The 16678-nt window shown below is 68.4% G+C and carries 19 protein-coding genes; 12 read left to right on the top strand and 7 right to left on the bottom strand.

Going from position 1 to position 16678, the window contains the following annotated elements:
* From ACWC2B_RS27320 to ACWC2B_RS27270, 11 genes are all read left to right on the top strand, one after another.
* A partial coding sequence (locus tag ACWC2B_RS27320; RefSeq protein WP_450721047.1) for a hypothetical protein occupies window positions 1–476 on the top strand: 476 nt, incomplete at its 5' end.
* Between the two features lie 25 nt (window positions 477–501).
* Complete coding sequence (locus ACWC2B_RS27315) at window positions 502–1839, top strand: CpaF family protein (RefSeq protein WP_450721045.1); 1338 nt, start codon at window positions 502–504, stop codon at window positions 1837–1839.
* A 71-nt stretch (window positions 1840–1910) separates the two neighbouring features.
* On the top strand, window positions 1911–2846 hold the full coding sequence (locus ACWC2B_RS27310; RefSeq protein ID WP_450721043.1) for a type II secretion system F family protein: 936 nt from the start codon (window positions 1911–1913) through the stop codon (window positions 2844–2846).
* A 124-nt stretch (window positions 2847–2970) separates the two neighbouring features.
* Window positions 2971–3864 (top strand): DUF5936 domain-containing protein, encoded by an 894-nt coding sequence (locus ACWC2B_RS27305; RefSeq protein WP_450721041.1) that lies wholly within the window; start codon window positions 2971–2973, stop codon window positions 3862–3864.
* Between the two features lie 35 nt (window positions 3865–3899).
* Entirely contained in the window at window positions 3900–5180 is a 1281-nt protein-coding gene (locus tag ACWC2B_RS27300; RefSeq protein WP_450721039.1) for a sensor histidine kinase, read from the top strand.
* Window positions 5181–5191: 11 nt separating this feature from the next.
* Window positions 5192–5998 carry a response regulator transcription factor gene (locus tag ACWC2B_RS27295; protein WP_450721037.1) on the top strand — a complete coding sequence of 269 codons (807 nt, stop codon included), beginning with the start codon at window positions 5192–5194 and terminating at the stop codon, window positions 5996–5998.
* Between the two features lie 71 nt (window positions 5999–6069).
* Entirely contained in the window at window positions 6070–6384 is a 315-nt protein-coding gene (locus tag ACWC2B_RS27290) for a hypothetical protein (protein ID WP_450721035.1), read from the top strand.
* A gap of 8 nt (window positions 6385–6392) precedes the next feature.
* On the top strand, window positions 6393–7016 hold the full coding sequence (locus tag ACWC2B_RS27285) for a pilus assembly protein TadG-related protein (RefSeq protein WP_450721033.1): 624 nt from the start codon (window positions 6393–6395) through the stop codon (window positions 7014–7016).
* 30 nt (window positions 7017–7046) lie between these two features.
* On the top strand, window positions 7047–7646 hold the full coding sequence (locus ACWC2B_RS27280; protein WP_450721031.1) for a hypothetical protein: 600 nt from the start codon (window positions 7047–7049) through the stop codon (window positions 7644–7646).
* Window positions 7647–7661: 15 nt separating this feature from the next.
* Complete coding sequence (locus ACWC2B_RS27275) at window positions 7662–8282, top strand: OmpA family protein (RefSeq protein ID WP_450721029.1); 621 nt, start codon at window positions 7662–7664, stop codon at window positions 8280–8282.
* Window positions 8283–8383: 101 nt separating this feature from the next.
* Window positions 8384–8617, top strand: coding sequence for a hypothetical protein (locus tag ACWC2B_RS27270; protein ID WP_450721027.1), 234 nt, complete (start codon window positions 8384–8386; stop codon window positions 8615–8617).
* Between the two features lie 51 nt (window positions 8618–8668).
* On the opposite strand, the gene ACWC2B_RS27265 is transcribed toward ACWC2B_RS27270, so the two are convergent.
* A complete protein-coding gene (locus ACWC2B_RS27265) occupies window positions 8669–8860 on the bottom strand; it encodes a hypothetical protein (protein ID WP_438291989.1) in 192 nt (63 codons plus the stop codon).
* Window positions 8861–8871: 11 nt separating this feature from the next.
* Window positions 8872–9723: a helix-turn-helix domain-containing protein gene (locus ACWC2B_RS27260; RefSeq protein WP_450721024.1), complete on the bottom strand. Its 852-nt coding sequence runs from the start codon at window positions 9721–9723 to the stop codon at window positions 8872–8874.
* Window positions 9724–9958: 235 nt separating this feature from the next.
* Between ACWC2B_RS27260 and ACWC2B_RS27255 the strand changes: the two genes are divergently transcribed.
* Window positions 9959–10438, top strand: a complete 480-nt coding sequence (locus ACWC2B_RS27255) for an ATP-binding protein (RefSeq protein ID WP_450721022.1) — start codon at window positions 9959–9961, stop codon at window positions 10436–10438.
* A 174-nt stretch (window positions 10439–10612) separates the two neighbouring features.
* On the opposite strand, the gene ACWC2B_RS27250 is transcribed toward ACWC2B_RS27255, so the two are convergent.
* The 5 genes from ACWC2B_RS27250 to ACWC2B_RS27230 are packed head-to-tail and all read right to left on the bottom strand — an operon-like array spanning window position 10613 to window position 16474.
* Complete coding sequence (locus ACWC2B_RS27250; protein WP_450721020.1) at window positions 10613–12043, bottom strand: DUF6177 family protein; 1431 nt, start codon at window positions 12041–12043, stop codon at window positions 10613–10615.
* 43 nt (window positions 12044–12086) lie between these two features.
* Complete coding sequence (locus ACWC2B_RS27245; protein WP_450721018.1) at window positions 12087–12728, bottom strand: hypothetical protein; 642 nt, start codon at window positions 12726–12728, stop codon at window positions 12087–12089.
* 37 nt (window positions 12729–12765) lie between these two features.
* Entirely contained in the window at window positions 12766–13785 is a 1020-nt protein-coding gene (locus ACWC2B_RS27240) for a hypothetical protein (RefSeq protein WP_450721016.1), read from the bottom strand.
* Window positions 13782–16070 carry a hypothetical protein gene (locus tag ACWC2B_RS27235; protein WP_450721014.1) on the bottom strand — a complete coding sequence of 763 codons (2289 nt, stop codon included), beginning with the start codon at window positions 16068–16070 and terminating at the stop codon, window positions 13782–13784. The genes ACWC2B_RS27240 and ACWC2B_RS27235 overlap by 4 nt, the downstream gene beginning before the upstream one ends.
* Window positions 16067–16474 carry a DUF6507 family protein gene (locus tag ACWC2B_RS27230; RefSeq protein ID WP_450721012.1) on the bottom strand — a complete coding sequence of 136 codons (408 nt, stop codon included), beginning with the start codon at window positions 16472–16474 and terminating at the stop codon, window positions 16067–16069. Before ACWC2B_RS27230 ends, ACWC2B_RS27235 begins: the two co-directional genes overlap by 4 nt.
* Window positions 16475–16678: the final 204 nt, after the last annotated feature.

The following is a 16678-nucleotide window of genomic DNA, read 5'->3' as shown; positions in this document are numbered from 1 at the left end:
CTAGTAGCTCCGCTACGAGGACCTTCCGGCGCCTTGCGATCGCACGCACCAGACGCCCCGGCCTGATCCGGACGGGGTTTAGACACAGGCTCTTACGGAGGAGGGCGGACGATCAGGGTCAAGTCGCCCTGGAATACCTCGGGTTCGTCGCCATCCTGCTGCTCGTCGGCCTCGCCGCGATCCAGCTCGGGGTCGCCGCGTACGCCGTGAACCAGGCGGGGACGGGGGCGCGGGCGGCGGCGCGGGCGGCGAGTCTGGACGATCCGAGGGCGGGCGAGCCGAAGCTGGACCCTGTGGCCGCCGGCACGGCCGCGGTCAGCGGCTGGCTCAAGCCCGACGTCACGCCTGCCGGGTCCGGCGGGGACGGGGTGGCGTACACGGTGACCATCAAGATCCCCAGCGTCATCCCCGGCATCTCCGACTTCGGCACCGCCACCCGCACCTCCACCATGCCGAAGCTTCGGCCCCACAACTGACCCGAGACGACTGGAGACGACACACATGAGTCTGCGGGCACGCATCGCGGTCCCCGAGGAGACCGGCGCCGGGCGGGAGGACGGCCACCTGGTCGCCTCCTACCGGGCCAAGCTCCTGGAGGAGATCGACCTCGCGGAGATGTCGTCCCTCGCCGCCGCCGAGCGTCGGGCCCGCCTGGAGCGGGTGCTCGGGCACATCATCAGCCGCGAGGGCCCGGTGCTCTCCACGTCCGAGCGGGCCGGGCTGATCCGCCGGGTCGTGGACGAGGCGCTCGGCCTCGGCATCCTCGAACCGCTCCTCGAAGACGCCTCCATCACCGAGATCATGGTCAACGGCCCCGACCAGATCTTCGTCGAGCGCGGCGGAAGGGTGGAGCAACTCCCGCTCCGGTTCGCCTCGCACGAGCAGCTGATGCAGACGATCGAGCGGATCGTGTCGACGGTCAACCGGCGCGTGGACGAGTCGAACCCGATGGTGGACGCCCGGCTGCCGTCAGGCGAGCGCGTCAACGTGATCATCCCGCCGCTCTCGCTGACGGGCGCGACCCTCACCATCCGCCGCTTCCCGAGGTCGTTCACGCTCCAGGAGATGATCACCTTCGGCTCGCTCGACGAGCACATGCTGCTGCTGCTCGCCGGTCTCGTACAGGCCCGCTTCAACATCATCGTGTCGGGCGCCACCGGCACCGGAAAGACCACCCTCCTCAACGCCCTGTCCGGCCTGATCCCGCCGCATGAGCGCATCATCACCATCGAGGACTCCGCCGAGCTCCAGCTCCAGCAGGCCCACGTCATCCGCCTGGAGTCGCGGCCCCCGAACGTCGAGGGCAAGGGCCACGTCTCCATCCGCGACCTCGTACGCAACTCGCTGCGCATGCGCCCCGACCGGATCGTCGTCGGTGAGGTCCGCGGCGGCGAGTCGCTCGACATGCTCCAGGCGATGTCCACCGGCCACGACGGCTCGCTCGCCACCGTCCACGCCAACAGCGCCGAGGACGCCCTGATGCGGCTCCAGACGCTCGCCTCCATGTCGGAGGTGGAGGTCCCCTTCGAGGCGCTGCACGACCAGATCAACTCGGCGGTCGACGTCATCGTCCAGCTCACCCGGCACGCCGACGGCGCCCGCAAGATCACCGAGATCGCCCTGCTCGAATCGCACGGCCGCGACCCGTACCGCATCACCACCGTCTGCCGCTTCGACGCCCAGCCCATGGCCGCCGACGGCCGCATCCACGGCCGCTTCCAGTACTTCCCGCTGCCCCGCCGCGTCGCCGACCGCCTCTACCTCGCCAACCAGCCCGTCCCGCAGGCGTACGGGGTCGCCGCAAGCGCCGAACAGCTCGCCGTCCGGCACACCAACTGACCGTCCGCCCCCCCAACCGAGTCCGCCACGCCAACCGAGTTCGCCCCCCCCAACCGACAGGGATCGCGCAGATGAACCTCTCCTTCCTCACGCTCGGCGTCACCCTGCTCGCCGGGGTGCTGGCGGTCCTGGGGCTGCGCTCCTACGGGGCGGGCCGCGCCCAGCGCGAAGCCCTCATCGACCGGCTCAGCAACCCGGGCGCCCAGAGCGCGACCGGCCGGAACCGCCCGTTCCAGGGCGTGGACCGCAGGCTGCGCGGTACGACGCTGGGCCGCCGCATCGAACTGAAGCTGGCCGCCACCGGCCTCGACCTCACCCCCGGCGAGTTCTTCGTGTACATGCTGGCCGGGGTGGCCGCCCTGTGGCTGATCGCCGCGTCCGTGCTCGCCGCGTTCTTCGGCCCGCTCGCGGGTCTGGCGGGGCTGTGGAGCGCCAACTCGTTCCTCAACTGGCAGCGGCAGAAGCGTATCGAGCGGTTCATCAACCAGCTGCCCGAGCTGTCCCGCATCCTCGCCAACGCCGCCCAGGCCGGCCTCGCGCTGCGTACCGCCATCGCCATGGCGGCCGAGGAGATGGAGGCCCCGGCGGGCGAGGAACTGGGCCGGGTCACCGACCGGCTCGCCATGGGCGAGTCCCTCGACGACGCGCTCGGCGAACTCGCGGAACGGCTGCCGTCGCGCGAACTCGTCGTCCTGGTGACGACGTTGGTGCTCGCCAACCGGGCGGGCGGCACGGTCGTCAGCTCGCTGCGCAACCTCACCACCACCCTGGAGGAGCGCAAGGAGACCCGGCGCGAGGTGCGTACGACGCTGGCCCAGGTGACGGTCACCGCGTACGCCGTGCCCGGCTTCGGGATGGCCGCGCTGCTCATGCTGAACGCGGTGATGCCGGGCGCGCTGGACCGCATGACGGGCGCGCTGCTCGGCCAGGCGGCCGTCATCGTCTCGCTCGCCCTGTACGCCCTCGGATTCTTCGTGGTCCGCCGACTGTCCCGCATCGACGTATGACCCGGCAGCACTGGTACGCGGTACCCGCGCATCGACGGATGAGCCCGCGCAGCCGGCTGAAGAGACTGGGACGCGTGAGCCCACATAGCCGGCTGGAGAGACTGGAGAGAGGAGTGAGTGAGAAATGGGACTGCTCTTCGCGGCCCTGATGGGCCTGAGTGTGTACGGGATGTTCCTCGGCGTGCGCATGTACCGGGCTGAGGTGAAGCTCCCGAGCGACCTCTCCGTGGCCCTGGAGGTCGGCGCCACGCGGACCACCGCCGTCGGCTCGGCCGTCGACCGGCTCGGCATGCGCTGGGCGCCCGCCGTGCTGTGGATGATGGGCCCCGAGCGGGTCGGCAGGAAGCGCCGCCAGATCGACCTCGCGGGCAATCCGGGCGGCCTCACCGTCGACCGGTACGCGGCCCGCCGTGCGGTGTACGGGTTGCTCGGCGCGGCGGCGGCCCTGATCATGCTGCTCGAAGGGCACTGGATCATCGCCCTGGCGATGGTGGCCTTCGCCCTGTTCTGGGTGGAGGTCGGCATCTGGTCGGCGGTCCGGGTCCGCCGCGACCACATCGAACGCACCCTGCCCGACTTCCTCGACGTACTCGCCGTCGTCGTCAGCGCGGGGCTCGGCTTCCGCCAGGCCCTCGACCGGGTCGCCGACAAGTACGAAGGGCCCTGGGCGGACGAACTGCGCATCACCCTGCGCCAGATGGACATGGGCGTCAGCCGCCGCCAGGCCTTCGAGGAACTGCGCAAACGCAACGACTCCGAGCAGGTCGCGATGTTCGTGACCGCGCTCCAGCAGGGCGAGGAACTCGGCGCGCCGATCGTCGACACCCTGATAGCGATCGCCGCCGACATGCGCCGCACGGACGCGCAGAACGCCCGCCGCAAGGCAGCCCGAGCCGTCCCCAAGGCCACCTTCGCCGTGACGACCTTCCTGCTGCCGGGCACGCTGATCCTGCTCAGCGTGGGCTTCGTGTACGGAGCGAACCTGGACTTCGGGGGCTTCCTGGGAGGCCCGAAGTGACCCTCCAACTGGCCTTCACGGTAAGGGGGTTGAGCATGCCGAACCGCCGAAGGGGGATGGAATCGGCCCCCACCCTCACCCTCCAGATCAACGCGCTCCAGGCGATGTGCCGCCAGGTGTTCGGCTTCCGCCTGGCGATGATCGCGATAGGCGCCCCCTTCGCGCTCGCGGGCGCGGCCAAGGGCGCGCCGGGCCTGCTGGTGGGCGCGGCGGTCCTGGTCACGTTCATGGGCTCGTACGTCCTGTTCCGCGACTGGGAACGCTTCGGCCCGCTGCTCCTGCGCCACCCCTGGCTGCTTGCGGTGGACGCGGTGTTCGGCGCACTGCTTCTGATCACGGCGACCCCGGAGTCCCCCCTGGGCTACGTCACGATCTGCACCCCGCTGCTCGCCGGCCTGGTATACGGATGGCGGGGCGCGGGCGTCTTCGCGGGCCTCCAGGTGACGATCCTGACGGTGGTGTACGCGACGGTCCCGCAGCATCAACTGGCCGACGCGTCAGCCCTGTTGCTGCCCGGCTTCTGCGTGATAGCGGGCGCGGTCGGGGTGACGCTCCGCAACCTCCTGTTCCGCTTCGGCGCGGCGAGCCAGGCGCTGACGGAGACCCGGGCCCGCCTGGCCGTCCACGACGCGGTGGAGGAGGAGCGGGCCCGCCTGGCCCGCGACATGCACGACTCGGTGGCGAAGACGCTGCACGGCCTGGCCCTGGCGGCCGACGGCCTCGCCGCGTCGGCGGACCGCGTGGGCCCCGTCACGGTCCGCGACCAGGCCGAACTGGTCGCAAGAGCCGCGCGCAGAGCGGCAGCGGAATCCCGGGAGCTCCTGGCGGACCTGAGGCGGACGCCGGGGGAGCGGACGTCGGGGGAGGTGGACGTGCTGCGTGAACTGTCCTTGTCCGTACGGGACTTCACGAGGCGAACGGGCACGGGAGCGCAGTGGAGGGTGCTGGGCGAAGACCCGGCATCGACCTTCCCGGCGGGGGTGGCCCGCCAACTGGTCACGATCGCGAACGAGGCGATGGACAACGCGCACCGGCACGCCGGCCCGGCCCGTATCGAGGTGGAGGCGGGCGTCGAGGGCGCGCTGTTCCGCCTCAGCATCCACGACAACGGCCGGGGCCTGCCCCCCGGCACCACCCTCGACGACCTGAAACGCACGGGCCACTTCGGCCTGGTGGGCATGGTGGAACGGGCGGCGGCGATCGGGGCGCGGATCAGGGTGGGCAGGGGAACGGCACGGTCGGGCACGGAGGTACGCGTGGAACTCCCGCTGCACGTAGGCGGGTTGTCCGGAAAAGAGACGTCGGGAACTCCTTGAGAGGGGGCGCCATGCCGAACGGAATCACCTACGGGGGCGGAGTGCATGACGTAAGTGACGTGCATGACGTGCGCGCCCCGGCATGTCCACGGCAGCCATTGCGGCCGCTGACGGTCGTCATCGCGGACGACAATCCGGTGGTACGGGCGGGCCTGACCGCGCTGCTGCACGGCCGCCACGACATCGAGGTGGCGGCGGAGGCCGCCGACGGCCGAGAGGCGTACGAAGCGGCGGTGCGCCACCGCCCGGACGTGATCCTGCTGGACGTCCGCATGCCGGGCGTGGACGGCATAGCGGTGTTGCCGTATCTGGTGGGCTTGGCCCCGGTGATGATGCTGACGTACAGCCGCGAGAGCGAGATCGTGCGGGAGGCGCTGAGGCTCGGAGCGGGTGGCTACCTGGTCCACGGCGAGTTCACGGCGGACGAACTGACTTCGGCGGTGCGGGGGATGAGGGAGGGCAGGGCCGCCTTCACCGCCACGGCGGCGAACGCACTCCTCGCCCACGTACGCGCACAACCGGACCCTCAGCCTGCCATTTCCACGCCACCTCTTTCGCAACTGCAACCGGTTGTGGCACAGTCTTCAACTGCACAGCGAGCAGTGTCCATGCGCAACAGGGAAGATTTCAGGCTGAGTTCGCGGGAGGCCGAGGTGATGGAGTTGATCGCGGCGGGCATGAGCAACCAGCAAATCGCGGCCACGTGCTTCATCAGCGAGAAGACGGTCAAGAACCACATCAACCGCATCTTCGCCAAGCTGCACGCCACAACCCGCAGCGAGGCGATCGCCCGCTGGCTGGGGGTGTCCGGTGGGTAAGCCCCGCACTTGGGCCCGGATTTGGGCCCCAGGACCCTCGGCGGCCTCCGGAACCCCGCCTTACGTTCCCGATGACGTACGACGTGACGCCGCAACCGGAGGAGAGCCGCGAGATGCCGCAGGACACGCTGCTGAAGACCGCCGTCGCTGCGCAGGTGCGGGTGAGCGGCTGGAGGGACACGGCGATCACCCGGATCCGACGCCGGTACGCGGGGGCGGGCTCCGGGCGGGGCCGGTACGGGGACCGGGGGCAGACTTCGTTCGAGTATCTGGGGATCATTTTGGTGGTGGTGGCGATCATCGGCGGGATTATGGCGACCGGGATCGGGAGCGAGATCACCACCAAGATCAAGGAGCAGATCAACAAGATCAAGGCCGGCGGCTGACTTCACGGTTGCGCGGAGACCGAGGGCAGGCTTTCCCCATCTATGTGGTGATGGTGGCGGGCCTGCTCTTTCTTGCGTTCGCGTTCTTTGCGGTCGGCCAGGCGTCAGCGACGCGCAATGGGGCCCAGGGTGCGGCCGATTCGGCGGCTCTCGCAGCGGCACAGCGAGTGCGCGAGGAATTGGGCCCGAAGGTGCTTACGGCGCTCACGACACCCGGCGGTCTCGACGACATCTTCAACGGCATTGTCATCGCTGATGCGCACAACGAGGCCGCGACCTTCGCGTCGAAGAACCACGCCGATCTGACGGGGTTCGACTCGCGCGCCGGTGGTGTCGGCCGGTTCAAGTTCACCGCGGATGTCAAAACGCAGTACACGGTGGGGACATCGGTGATCCCAGGCACCGAGGACGAGCACGGAACCGCGAGTGCCACGGCGATGATCGAGCTGCGGTGCACGCTTCCGTCCGGCGGCGACGGCGGCAGCAGCCCGTCGCCGACACCGACCTCGACTTCTGCTCCTACGCCGACTCCTACGCCGCCTCCCGTCACGATCACGTGCGACGGCAAGGACATGCCCGTCGAGCCGTTGCCCGATTTGGAGAAGATCTTCAGCGTGAAACTGGTCGACTGACAGCAAGCGACGAGCAGAGGAATGGCACCGATGAGTGTTCGGCATACGTTGAGGCCCCGGAACGGGGCTGTGGCGGCGGCGATGGTGGTCGCCATGGCGTTCGCCGTCGCCGGATGCGGCGACGGGGGCAAGGACGGCAAGACGAACGCGGGCAGCTCATCGCAGTCGAAGTCCTCGTCTTCCGGCAAGGGCCAGCAGACGGACACGTCGGCTGCTTCACCGGACCCCACGGTCAAACTCGCGGAGGCCACGGGTGAGGGCGGCGTGGTCCTCACCATCAACAGCGTGAAGCGCGACTCGGGTGGATTCCTCACCGTCGCGGGACAGGTGAAGAACACCGGCGCCGACGACTTCGTCGCCACTTCGCCGTGGGCGGGCACGGAGCGGGATGTGCTCGCGAGCGGTGACTCGGTTGCCGGTGCGACGCTGGTCGACAAGGGGGGGAAGAAGCGGTACTACGTTCTGCGCGATACAGGTGGGAAATGCCTCTGCACGATGGGGATTTCCAGCATCAAGGCGGGCCAGACCGTGCCGGTCTTCGCCCAGTTCCCCGCCCCCCCGAACGGCACGAAAGACGTCGAATTCCAACTACCAACGTTCCCCACCATGACCGTCCCCGTCTCCGGCTGAGGTGGTGATCACGCCATGACCAGAACCCGGCACGCGGCCGTAGCGATCGCCGCCGCGCTAGTCCTGACCGCCGGCGCCACCACCGCGTACGCCGACGGCACCCCGAGCAGCCCCCCACTGCCCGGCACCGAGGCGACGTCCGACCCGTCGATGAAGGTCGACGGGACCTCGCCGAACCTGAAGCTCCCCGAGGGCGGCACGCTCGCGGCGCCGAAGGTGCTCGACATCAAGTCGATCGTCGAGGACCAGGGCGGCGAGGAGCGGCGCTCGGACACCAACACCTCCGTGACCTTCGCCCTCCAGGCCGAGGTCCTGTTCGCGATGGACAGCGCGGCCCTGTCGTCCGAAGCCAACGACCGTATCCAGGGCATCGCCGCCGAGGTCAAGAAGCAGAAGGCGACCAGCGTCAGGGTCTTCGGCTTCACGGACAACCTCGGCACGCACGAGCACGGAGTGGTCCTCTCCAAGCAGCGCGCGGACGCCGTCCAGAAGGCCCTCTCCCTGTCGCTCGGCCCCGACGTGACCTTCGAGATCCGGGGTTACGCCGAGGACTACCCGATCTCGGACAACTCGACGGAGGACGGCCGCAAGAAGAATCGTCGGGTGGAGGTCAGTTTCACTCGTAGTAGCGGCTAGGGAAAATGGGCCGGGCCCAGTGCATGGTTATCCTGGCCGCTGCGCGGGGTGTGTGCGGGACGGTGACGCCACTCCGAATTGTTCTTGGGAGAGGTGATGGCGTGGCCAAGCCGGTACGCGCGGCTATCGGAAATGTGTGGATCAAGTGCCTGTTCTGTCAGGGCGATGAGTTTCGAGAACGTGAGGTGAAACTCAACAGCTCAGGCATGGAGTTCATGAACTTCGGCTGGGCGAACGAGTCGGCGAACGGGCTGATCTGCTGGAATTGCGGCTATGTGCACTTGTTCGTGAATAAAGGTCTCAAACTGTACAAACCGAAGAAGACCGAGGGGTGACGAAGCTCCCCTCGCAGGTGGTTGGCGACCGGGGCCTTTCCCGCGTCCCGCTCAGAGCAGATGGTCCGCCTTGCCGGCCTTGATGTCGCGGATGAGGTTGCGCAGGGCGTCGCGGGTGTCGGTGAGGTAGCGGTCCTCCTGTCCGGCGATGGCGATGTACGCGTTGCCGTCATCGTCGACGCCGAGGCGGAAGCAGTTGTTGCCCTCGCCGCAGTACGGCTCTTCCCACTCGATGCGGTTCATGTCGTCCCCTCCTAAAGCTGGCTCGCCACGCGCTGGATGAAGTCGACGGATTCCGTCGCGGGCAGCGCTGCCGCCTCCATCCAGTCCAAGTGGGCCCGGTACTTGGTCAACTGCGCCTCGGCGTGCATGAATTCCGGCCCGTGTGCCGAATCCAGTTGGACGGTGTCGAGCTGAGGGACCACGCCCTCGGCGTACAGCAGGGCGTGCCCGGCGCCGGGGAAGGCGCCGCGTTCCACTGGGATGACCCGCAGCTCGACGTGGTCGTGCTCGGACGCGGCGCAGAGATGGTGGAGCTGTTCGCGGGTCACCTTGCGGCCCCCGAACTGCATGCGCAGCGCCGCCTCGTGGATGTATCCGACGTAGTCGAGCGGAGGATCCTTCTCGAAGACCCGCTGACGCTCGATGCGATGGGTGACTCGCAGCTCCACTTCGAGGCGGGGCAGGGGCGGGATCACCGCGCCGAACACGGCCCGTGCGTACTCCTCGGTGTGCAGGAGGCCTGGGAGGTGGACGGTCTGTGCCGTACGGAGGCGTACGGCGTGCCACTCCAGCTCGGCGATGTCGAGGAGACCCGAGGGCAGCGTGCCGCGATATCGCTCCCACCAGCCGCGCTCCCGTTGTGCCGCGATTTTGGCCAGCGCCTCTGCGTAGCCGACGTCTGCGCACTCGTAGTTGCTCGCGAGCATGCGTACACGTTCGGGGGTGATGGGCCGGATTCCCGACTCCATGTTGGAAACCTTGGTCCGGTCGAGACCGAGCAGCCCGGCCGCGTACTCGGTGGTGGCGCCGGCCGCGGTCCGCATCTTGCGCAACTCGGCGCCGAGTCGCTTCTGGCGTTCGGTAGGGGCGGGGCGCGTCGGCATGCGGGTCAGTCTGCCGTCGTCCGCGTGTGTCGGTCCACTGGTGGGGGCAATTGCCACTGAAGTGGTGGCACGTGTGCCGAAGTTGGCCCTACAGTTGGTAACGAACCAACTACGCAAGCGAGTTGGAAGTGCATCGCGCGAGCCTGCCCGCGTGCTCCTCCCCTGGGAGGGGTGGGCCCGTGCCAGGGAGACAAGCCACTGCTCGCTGCCCCCCACCAGCACACGGGAGCCAGAGATGCTCACCACCCGCACCACTGCGGCCTGCCCGGCCGCCCACCCGGCACCGATCGTCTGCCCACCACCCCCGGAGGGGCTGTCACTCAGCCTCACCCTGCCCGGTGAACCGCACTGCGCGGGCATCGCGCGCAGCGCGGTCCGCTCGGCCCTGCACGCTCACGCGCTCGATCCGTTCGCGCCCGAAGTGGTGCTCGCGGCGTCCGAACTGGTCGCCGTGGCCGCGTACTTGAACCCCTCCCAGGACCTCTACCTCTCCCTCCGGCATCGCGACAGCGCACTGCGCCTGATCGTGTACGACGCCCATGCCCGGCACGCCCATCCCCGGCTCGCCACTGCCTGTGACGCCCGACGCCGGGGCGGGCTACGGCTGCTCGCCGCGGTTGTACGGGATTGCGGCGGCGATTGGGGATTCGGCGAATCCCGCGAACCGGGCGGCGGCACCCGGAGTTGGGCGGTGCTTCCGTGCCTCGTGAACTGAGGCTGATCGGAGCAGGGCGCAACCGGTCCGGCGCTGAGGCGGCCGATCCGGGGGCTGCACTCGGCTGATGCCGGGCGCGGCGAGTGCTGTGGCCGGCTCGGATAAGGGCGCCCGTGAAGCTCACGCTGCTCGCGCCTTCCCGGCATGCAGGATGCGCCGCCGCGGCGCTCCCGCTCAGGCCGACCTGCGGCCAGTGCCCAAGTAGGCCGTGACCTGGTGCAATCGCTGCCAGGCTGAGGTATTGGTGCCGTCGCCGAAGGTGAAGTGCAGGGCTGGGCGGGCGGTTGGGCCGAGTTGCGCGGGGGCCAGTTCGGCGAGAGCGCGGCGGGTACGCACGAGGCCGAGCTCCGCCACCGCGTCGGGGCCGAGGGTGAACGAGAGTGGGATGGACGGCGGCTCATGGTGCGCCGGAGCTGTGAGGTCGGCCCGGGCCGGACGCAGTTCGGTGACCATCGTGGCGAGGTCGTGCCGGTCCGCGAGGGTCTCCGCCAGCTTCGGCAGCGCCTCCAGGGGCGGGCGTTGGCCAGCGGCGTGGCCGACTGCCAGGGTGATGTGTTCCTCGATGCCGGCGTGGGTGTGAGCGATGCGGGTGGTGGCGATGGCCGGGCATTCGGGAGCGCCGACCGCGACGAGCCAGGTGGGGCTGGAACTCCGGGCCCTGTCGCGGGCTAGATCCGTCAACTGGCCTCGTGACCAGGGCAAGTTGACGGGCTCGGCCGTGGACCAGCCAGCGGGTGCGGCGCCGGTGAGCATCTGCCAGGCGCACTCCAGGGCCCCGCCGAGGACGAGGTGGTCGGTGGCGGGGTGGATGGTGCGCAGCGACAGCACCAGCTGCCGTTCGCTCTCGCCGCCCACTCGGGGGCGCTTGAAGGGCAAGGCGATGCGCGGTCGTCCATCGAGTTCGGCGACGGGGGTGAAGTGCCGGTCGCTCCAGATGAGTTCGGATCCGGTGAGGCCGTCGTAGTAGCCACGTTCGGGGTCCTGCACGACCCAGCGGCCGGGCATGTGGTCTAGGAGGGTACGCAGAGGGAAGGTGAGTCGGGTGCTCGGCGGGGTGATGAGGTGGAGTTCGCGGCCGGTGCCGGTGGTGAAGCGGATGACGTCGGCCAGCCACGGGGTGGCGGCGGCGATGGGGCGGTCGTGGATGACGATGGCAGCCTTGTCGGTAAGTACGTCGATGCCCGTCGGCCCGAGTACTGCTTCGGCTGCTTGACCGGTGTCGGGAACGGCGACGACGTCGGTGTGGGCGGCCTCGCGAGGCCAAGTGGTGCCGCCGAGCACCGCGACCAGCCGCCCTGCCACCGAGCCTGCCAGCCGCCGAGCCTCCGTGACCGCGCTCGTACCACGCACCTCGGTCCACCACACCGGAGCGGTGGCATCCAGGCCAGCCATCTGACCGAGCAACCGGGCGGCCTCGCCGGGGACTTGGATGAATCGGGGCGCTTCGATGGAGACGATGGGCTGTCCGCGGGCACGGCACAGTTGCGCGACCGCGCCGTTGGCCGCCCCGTTCACCCTCAGGTCCGGACCGCCCGCGTGCAGCGCGGCGAGCAGCGTCTTGGTGTCCGGCATGGCCGGGGTGAGGGCGATGACGTCGTGGGTCATGTACTGCTTTCTGAAGTACGGGGCAGAGAGCCAGATGCCTTGATCAGAGGCGATCTGTCAGATCGATACCGAGGCCGTCCTCCTGCGCCTCGGAGGTGAAGATGCCGAACTCGACGGCGTGGCCGAAGTAAGTGGGCTCCCCTACCTCAGGTGAAACGCCGAGGAGAACGGTGATTTCGCGCAGCGCATCCGCGAGGCGCGGTGCGTTCTGCGAAAACACCTCTGGCTGCGGGCGCCCTGAGAAATCGAGCGGGCTCCAGATGTCGTGATGCACTGCGAGGTTCACCGCCACACCGAAGAGATTCGGCGAAACCGATAGCTCGATGAGCCACTCCCTACGGCCCTTCCCCGGAGCGTCGAACCACGTTCCTGCCCCACCGATATGGAGATCACCGACTTCTGCATCGGGAAATGCGACGGGTCTGCTTCCAAGCACCTTCCCAGGAAGGTCTGGATCATCTAGAGGTCGGTGTGTGAAGAGCATGCTCCGTACGCCTGAAGGCCCCGCATCGAGCACGTACCAGGCGTACTCCAGCTTCACTGGATCCATTAGGTCGAACCGCTTGAGAACATTGGTGACGCCCGCCGCAACAGTGAGGGCGGATTCCAAGCCGGACGGAACAGTCTCTCCGAGGTCCCAGTACCAAGAACCGCACTCCTTCGGCGCGCGGGGCAATGTAGACATAGCGTTTCCTGACTTGGAAGGGCCAGACACGCGAGCCTCAGTACCGGCCCGACAGCTCTTCCAGCGCGTCCAGAGACGCGAGCTCCCGGGCAGCCCCGGTGATGAGGCCGATCTCCGGCCGCGGCGGTCGCCGGGCCAGCCAGTCCATTGCGGCGAGCGGGGCCAGGCCTTGGCTGTGGGCTTCCCTCAGGGCCAACAGCCATCCGGCCCCCGCTTGGAAGGCGATGTCACCGACGGCGACTCGCGGCGCGAAACCGGCCGCATCATCCGCGACGGAAGCCCAGAGGTATCCCACCACGTCTCCGGCGTGCTCGACGGTGAGGTAGCGCACCGGGTGATCCGTGGTGCACTCGTACTCGTCCTCGGACTTCGGGAGCATAGAGCGCAACCGCCGGTACTGGTCCGGGACTTCAAACGTCCCCCAGGCATCGTCGTAGGCAGGCCCTTCGATCCTGACGTCCTCGAATCCGTCCTGGGTCGGCTTCGCGAAGTAGTTCTCGTCGCCGGGGTCGGGCGCGCTGCCCAGCAGAGCCGAGATGCTCTCCAGGGCCCCAGCAAGACGGGGCGCGTTCAGAGCGTGTACCTCGGGCTGTTCCCGGTCCCGGGTGTCGATGGTCAACCACGCGTCGGAATAGGTCTCGAGTGTCACCATCAGAGAGCGTCGTGCCCAGAGGGTCACCTGGATGGTGAACAGCTTCTCTGCTCGGTACTTGCCGTCCCGCTCCAGCCAGTATCCGGGGCACTCGACTCTGATGGTGACGACGCAGTCCTCCTCGACCGACTCCGCCTGGTCCATGGCCCTCGCGAATGCGGTTCCGGGGGCCAGTGGCTCCGGCTCCAGGTTCATACCGGCGGCGTCGATCAGTACGTCCCGCACGTCGCCCGCGGATCGAACGGAGACACCCACCTTGCCGACCGGGGTCGCCAAATCCCGCTCGGCCAGAATGTTCCAGATTTCGAGGGCGACTTCCGCAGCCCGGGCGGCAGGCCGGACCCCGCCGGAGGCTGGCGCGACCTCCCAAGTCCAATCGCCCACAGGCATTGACGAGTTGATCACAGTATGTCCTTGGGGTCGAGTTTGCTTCCGGGCGGGACGACGAGGTTTCCGTCCTTGAGGCGTATGACGAACGTGATTTTTAGGTTCTCCGGGTGGTCTACGTCACGACGGACAGCCATGAGTTCATCATAGGAACCGTTGGCCATCCATTCGGCGCGCGTTCCCCGGCCGCCGTCCACAAGCAGCACACGGTAGTCCGCTTCGGCGATCGCCAACTGGTTCAGGTACTTCGGCCGGGTGATCTCACCAACCTGGTCAGCAGGGTCGTTGAGGTGCTTCATCTGATAGGCGTAAACCTTGCCGGACTCGTCCGCGATACGGACGTCCACATCGGCACCGGGCGGGTGCTTGAGCTCGAAGTCTATGGAATGCGCGGGCACACCGCTTTTCGCCAAGTCGTCGGCGAAGATGAGTTGATCAGCGCCCGGCTGGAACATCTGCTTCCTGCCTGCCCCGAGCGATTTCACTACCGTGGCGAATTCGTCGCTCTGATTGAACTGGCCCGAAGCGATGATGTCGGCGACCCTCTGTCCATCAGCTTCCGTGGTGAGCCGGTCGATCACCTTCTCAAGAAGCTTGGGATTCGGCCGCACTTTTCCGGGGATGCCCTTGACGGCATCCCGCAGCCGTTGCTCCGTCTCTCCTCCACGGACCATCGGCTGCCCTTCGCCCCCGGGCGAAGCCGCACCATGTCCACCAGAGGTGTCGCCGCCCCCGGTCCCGCCATCGCCGGGACCGTGCGGTGTGTGCGGGCCATCGTCGGCCGCGCCCCCGCTGCCACCATGGTCCGGACCGTGATGACTCGCGGAACCTTCCCCATGCTCGGTATACCCAGTCGGGTGGTCGCTCTCTCGCCCGCCGTGGCCGTTCGCCGCGGGACCGGTGTCCTTGCCACTCCCCCCATGCGTTTCGTGGCTACCCCGTGGCGGCAGCCCCTCGCCCGCACGGCCAGCTACCCCATGCGCATGGCCTCCCGCACCCACCCCCGCGAGTTCCCGCTCACCACGCCCCGCCCCCGTCGCGAGGTCTCCCTCGTGCCCGCGCGGTGCCGGTGCCAGGTTGGGCGTGCCGTCCGCGTTGATCGGGATGAGCTTGCCGTCCTTGCCCACTCGGTATCGGTGGTCCAGGTCCAAGATGCCGTCGGGGAACTTCGACTTCGGTATCTGGAAGTGGTCGGTCACGTTGGCCAGCACCTGGGAGACCTTGGGCAGGTCGGACAGGGCCTTGACCGCCTTGAGGCTGCCGGAGATCGGGTCGAGCACGTCGCCGATCTTCGACAGAGTGCCTGCCGCCTTTGCGATGGAACCGCCCTTGCCCAGCTTCGATACGCCCGCGAGCGGACCGGACCCCAGGGTGATCAGGTTGAAGAACACCACCGCGTGCGCGCGGGCAGGATCCTTCTTCCACATGTCGTAGGCGACGAACTGCTTGCCGAACTCCTTCGCATACGCCTCGCTGTCACGCTGCCATTTGGAGACGTGCTCGCCCTCACCGATCAGATCCATGCCGTACGCGTAACCGCCGACGAACGTACGGCGCAGCCCGTCCCAGGCCTGGTCGCGAGCGGATTGGCCGTGATACCCGAGCAGCGTGCCGATGCCGTCGATCCCGCCCCAGATGCTGTCCTTGGCCAGACCGTCCCAGGCCCAGCTCTTGGTGCCATGCGCCCACCAGTCCAGGCTCCAGCGCTCGTACGTCCGCTCGTCCGGGTTGCCCCAGGGCAGGGTCCCGATGTCCTTGAGCATGGCGGCGCTCTCGCCGTACATGCCCTTCGCGTGCGTGCCGTCGTCCACGATCCACGTGGGCCGGCATATCGCGGGGGCGATCGCCTCGATCTTGTTCGCGGCACGGCGCTCCGCATCCTGGAACGCCACCCGCGCCTCGTTCACGCCGTCCCACAGGGCCTTGTCGCGGTCGACCTTCTTCTGGTCTTTCGTCCAGCCGTCATCCCCCTGGACCTCGTGGACGAAAGCGAACGCGTCCAGCTTCAGCTGCTTGAGCCGGTCCGCGTGCGGCTTGGCCTCGGCGGCGAAGATGTCCAGCGCGTCGGCGAGGGACTCGATGTGCGTGGCGAACGTGTCGGCGGTGTCCATCACCGGCCGCGTCGAGGAGAACAGCTGCTCGGCTTCCGGGGCCTTGTAGTAGCCGGCCGTCGCCTGGAAACGCGAGTGCACGTCCTGCCCGTTGTTACGGATGCCTGTCGCATACGTGCGCAACTGCGAGACCGCCGTCGCCAGCTTGTCGAAGTCGCCGGTGTACTGCGGGATCCCACCCGGCTCGATCATCCCGCCTGCTTCCCGCCCTTGCCGCCGGGCTCCTTGCCCACCGCGGCCAGTTCTTCCGGAGTGGGTGCCTTGGCCGCCTCGCGCTGCGCCTGGGCCGCCATCTCCACATCGCCGCCGATGTACTCGGTCGTGGCCTTGACCGTGCCGTCCATCGTCTTCTTCGTACGGGCCGCCATGAACCGGATGCTGCTCTGCGTGTCGGAGGCAAAATCTGCCATCGCGACTCCCACCGGCCCCGGCGGCGCCTCACCGCAGTACGGACCGCTGATCGTGCCCACGAAGCGCCCGGCGTCCACCATGCTGTCGCCGTAGCCCTTGATGTCCTTGCTCAGGTCATCCGCCGCAAGCCCAACGAGCGACAGTATGGACGCCACCCCGCTCGGCGTTATGTCCCACCCCGTCATCAACCAGCCCCCGCAACCCTGTAGCCCCGTAGTCGGTATGCATCCTCACACGCACCACTGACACACACCGGTGTCCATGACTATCAAGGGGGTCGTTGCACATGCAATGCGATTCAGGCCGATCCTTGGCTTGTCCAGGAGCGGGGGCGCCACTCGCGCTGGTTCGCCTGGCCGATGTGGGCGACCCCAAGTCGGCGCCCTGGA

It is taken from the genome of Streptomyces sp. NPDC001415 (assembly GCF_053597395.1).
This window is presented reverse-complemented; position numbering and strand designations above follow the sequence as displayed.